The sequence below is a fragment of the Nocardia carnea genome, from assembly GCF_029868855.1.
Lineage (GTDB): Bacteria > Actinomycetota > Actinomycetes > Mycobacteriales > Mycobacteriaceae > Nocardia > Nocardia carnea_A.
The window spans coordinates 1-4,377 of sequence record NZ_JARWOV010000336.1 but is presented as its reverse complement, the minus strand read 5'-3'; the positions used below and the strand labels follow the sequence as shown (position 1 = coordinate 4,377).

The following is a 4,377-nucleotide window of genomic DNA, read 5'->3' as shown; positions in this document are numbered from 1 at the left end:
CCCCCGTGAACACAACCCCCGTGTTAAACCCTGTCTAAATCCCCCTCTTTTCGCCTTTTTTTCAAAAAATACCCAACAACCCGGGGCCCCGGCGGGGGGGGTGGGGGGCCCGCGTCCCGCGGCCCCCCGGCGCCGGCTCAGCGCACGGTGGCCGGGCTGGCGTCGGTCGCCGAGTTCGCGGAAGCCACCGACCGCGTGGTGCGGACCCTGCCCGAACTGCCGGGCGGGGGGATCGGCCGGATGCCGCTCACCCCGGTGGTGCGGACCATGGTCGACCGCTTCGGCGCGTTCGGGCGGTTCCATCAGCTGACCCCGCTGGGCCTGCCGGTCGGTGTCACCCGCGAAACCATTGCCGCGGTGGTGGGACCGGTGCTGGACCGGCACGATATGTTGCGGTCGCGCCTCGCCCTCGTGGACGGCGAATGGGTTCTGGAGACGACCGAGCCCGGATCGGTCGATATGGATGCGCTCATCGACCACACCGTCTTCGATGCCGCCGCCACCGATGAACAGATCGCCGCGATCGCCTCCGCCGCCGCGGATGCCGCGCTGGACCGGATGGATCCGGCGAACGGCGTGGTGGTGCGGTTCGCATGGCTGGAACCGGATACCGCCGATCGGGCGGGCTACCTGGTCGTCATCGCCCACCACCTGGTGGTCGACGGTGTGTCCTGGCGCATCCTGCTCCCCGATTTCGTGCTGTCCGCCGGTGCGCACAGTGCCGGGCAGACCCCGGAACTGCCGAAGCCGACCACTTCGATGCGGACTTGGGCGCACGCGCTCGAGCAGCATGCGCACAGCGCCGAGCGGGAGGCCGAACTCGAGTACTGGCAGACCGTCGCCGGTACCGCCGATCCGCTGCTGGCCGAGCGCGCGCTGGACCCGGCGGTCGATACCGCCGCACTGGTCGAAACCCACGCGGTGCGGGTATCGCCCGAGGTCACCCAGGCGCTGCTCACCACCGTGCCGGCTTTGTTCCACGGTGGGGTGAACGACGGCCTGCTCACCGCACTCGTCCTGGCCGCCACCACCTGGCGTGCCCGGCGCGTGCCCGGCGCGGCGCTCGACGATCCGCTGCTGATCCGGCTCGAGGGTCACGGCCGCGAGGAAGAGGTCGTGCCCGGCGCCGATCTGTCCCATACCGTCGGCTGGTTCACCTCAGTGTTCCCGGTGCGGTTCACACCGGCCGGTATCGATATCGAGGACGCGCTCGCCGGCGGACCGTCGCTGGGCGCGGCGCTCAAAGCGGTGAAGGAACAGCTGCTCGCGGTGCCGGACAAGGGCATCGGCTACGGGCTGCTGCGCCATCTGAACCCGCGGACCGCGGGCGAGCTGCCGGCCGAATTGCCGGGGCAGGTGAGCTTCAACTATCTGGGCCGTTCCGCCGGTGCGAGCGAGATCCCCGCGGAGATGCGCGATTTCGGCTGGTTGCCGGCCGATCTGGGGGTGGACGCGGCATTCGACGCGGATATGCCGGCCCTGGCGCTGCTGGATATCAACGCCGTCGTCGTCGGTGACGAGTTCACCGCGAATATCGGATACCCGACCACCCTGCTCGGGGCCGACGAGGTCCGCGAGTTCGGTGAGCTCTGGGCACAGGCACTGGAAGCCGTCGCCCGGCACGCGAATTCCGCGGGCGCCGGTGGGCACACCCCCTCCGATTTCGGCATGGTCACCCTGTCGCAGTCCGATATCGACGGGATCGAACGGCGCTTCCCGATGCCGGTCGCCGATATGTGGCCGCTGTCCTCGATGCAGGCCGGCATGCTGTTCCACGCCCAGCTCGCCGCCGCGTCGGTGGACGTGTACACCGGCCAGGTCGTGCTGACCCTGACCGGCCGAGTGGACGCGACTCGGTTGCGCGCCTCGGCACAGGCCCTGGTCGATCGGTACGAGAATCTGCGCACCGCCTTCGTCACCAACCACGAGGGCAACCCGGTCCAGGTGGTCCTGAAGGATCTGCCGGTCGATTGGACCGAATACGACCGCAGCAGCACCGGCACCGCCGACGATCTGGTCGAGGCGGACCGCCTGCGGCGTTTCGATCTCGCCGCACCGCCGCTGCTCCGGTTCACGCTGATCAAGACCGGAGCCGACACCTGGCAGTTCGTGGTGTCGAACCACCACATTCTGCTCGACGGCTGGTCCATGCCGCTGCTCATGCGGGATCTGCTGACGCTGTACGCCCTCCATGCCGATACCACCGGTCTGCCGGCGGTTCGTTCCTACCGGACCTTCCTGGAATGGGTGGACCGGCAGGATCGCCGGGTTTCGCTGGATGCCTGGCGGTCCGCGCTCGCGGAGATCGACGAGCCGACGCTGCTCGCCCGCCCCGCCACGGGTGGCTCCGCGCACGAGATCACCACGCTGTCGGGTGAATACGTGTTCGAGCTGGACAGCGCGGCCACCGCCCGGATCACCGCGCTGGCCGCCGAAATCGGCGTCACCGCGAATACCGTGCTGCAGGTGGCGTGGGCGATACTGCTGGGCCAGCTGACCGGCCGCGACGATGTGCTGTTCGGCGCCACCGTCTCCGGCCGTCCGCCGGAACTGCCGGGCGTGGAATCCATGGTCGGGTTGTTCATCAACACCATCCCGGTGCGGGTGCGGTTCGAACCCGGTGAGTCCGCGCGGGCGTTGCTGGCGAGGGTTCAGGCCGAACAGGCCGATCTGCTGGACCACCACCACGTGGGCCTGGCCGATATCCATGCGGCGGCGGGGATGGCGGCACTGTTCGACACCCTGCTGGTGTTCGAGTCGTATCCGGTGGATGCCGAGGGTATCCAGGCGCAGGCCGCCGATATCGACGGTATGGCGGTGACCGGTCTCGACGGCGTCGACGCCACGCACTATCCGCTCACCCTGGTCGCCTCGCTGGGCAGCACGCTGCGCGTTCGGGCCGGATACCGGCAGGACATGTTCGGCGAGGCCGAGGTCCGGCGGATCGCGGACCGGCTCGTGCGGGTGCTGAGCGGATTCGTCGCCGACCCGGGCGTAGCGGTCGGTGATATCGAGCTGCTGGACGCCGTGGAGCGCGAGACCGTGCTGCGCCGGTGGAACGCGACCGAGCATCCGCTCGCGCCGGCGTTGCTGCTGGACGGGTTCGCCCGCGCGGTGGCCGAGCATCCGGATCGGGTGGCGGTGTCCTTCGAAGGCGCCGAGCTGACCTACGCGGAGCTGTCCGCGCGGGTGAACCGGACGGCCCGGGTCCTGGTGGCCGAGGGCGTGGGTCCGGAGTCGCTGGTCGGCCTGGTCCTGCGGCGGTCGCTGGATCTGGTGGTCGGAATGTACGCGGTGATCACCGCGGGCGGCGCGTACGTGCCGCTGGATCCGGACCATCCGGCCGAGCGGATCGGGTATGTGCTCGATACCGCGCAGCCGGTCTGTGTCCTGACCACGACCGCCGATGCCGGCGCTGTTCCCGAGGGGACAGGTGTGCCGGTACTGGCGCTGGATGCGCTGGACATCGCCGGCTTCGACGCGGCACCGCTGACGGATACGGACCGGCTCGGGCCGGTGCGACCCGGTAACACCGCGTACGTCATCTTCACGTCGGGTTCGACGGGCCGCCCGAAGGGTGTGGCGGTTTCGCATGCGGCGATCGTCAACCAGGTGGCCTGGATGCTGGCGCAGTACCCGATGGGCGCCCGCGACGTGTACCTGCAGAAGACCGCGACCACGTTCGATGTGTCGCTGTGGGGTTACTTCCTGCCGTTGGCCGCCGGCGCCCGGCTGGTGGTCGCCACCCCCGACGGCCACCGCGACCCGGCGTACCTGGCGCGGGTGATCGCCGAGCAGAACGTGACGGTGACGGATTTCGTCCCGTCGATGCTGACGGTGTTCGCCGCCTACACCCCGGCGGGTTCGATCCCCGGTCTCGAACACGTCTTCGTGATCGGTGAGGCCCTGCCCCCGGAAACCGTCACCGCGATGCAGGCCGTCTCGGATGCGGCGCTGCACAACCTGTACGGCCCGACCGAGGCCGCGGTGTCGATCACCTATTGGCAGGCCACGGGCGACGAAGCCGGCAGTGTCCCGATCGGTGTGCCGCAGTGGAACTCGCGGGTGTACGTGCTCGACGGCCGGCTGCGGCCGGTTCCCGAAGGTGTCGTGGGCGAGCTGTATCTCGCGGGCGACCAGCTCGCCCGGGGCTATGTGACCCGGCCCGATCTCACCGCGGACCGGTTCGTGGCGAGCCCGTTCGACGCGGGTGCGCGGATGTATCGCACCGGCGACCTGGTGCGCTGGCAGCGTGTCGACGACCGGCCGGTCCTGGAGTATCTGGGCCGCACCGATTTCCAGGTGAAGTTCCGTGGTCAGCGCATCGAGCTCGGGGAGATCGAATCCGCGTTCCTGGCGCAGCCGCAGGTGAGCCAG

General features: G+C 69.6%; 1 protein-coding gene. It reads left to right on the top strand.

All coding sequences use genetic code 11. The features are described from left to right. Positions 1-147: 147 nt before the first annotated feature. Positions 148-4,377 (top strand): amino acid adenylation domain-containing protein (locus tag QH195_RS33960; RefSeq protein WP_280438415.1); only part of this gene is annotated, 4,230 nt, incomplete at its 3' end.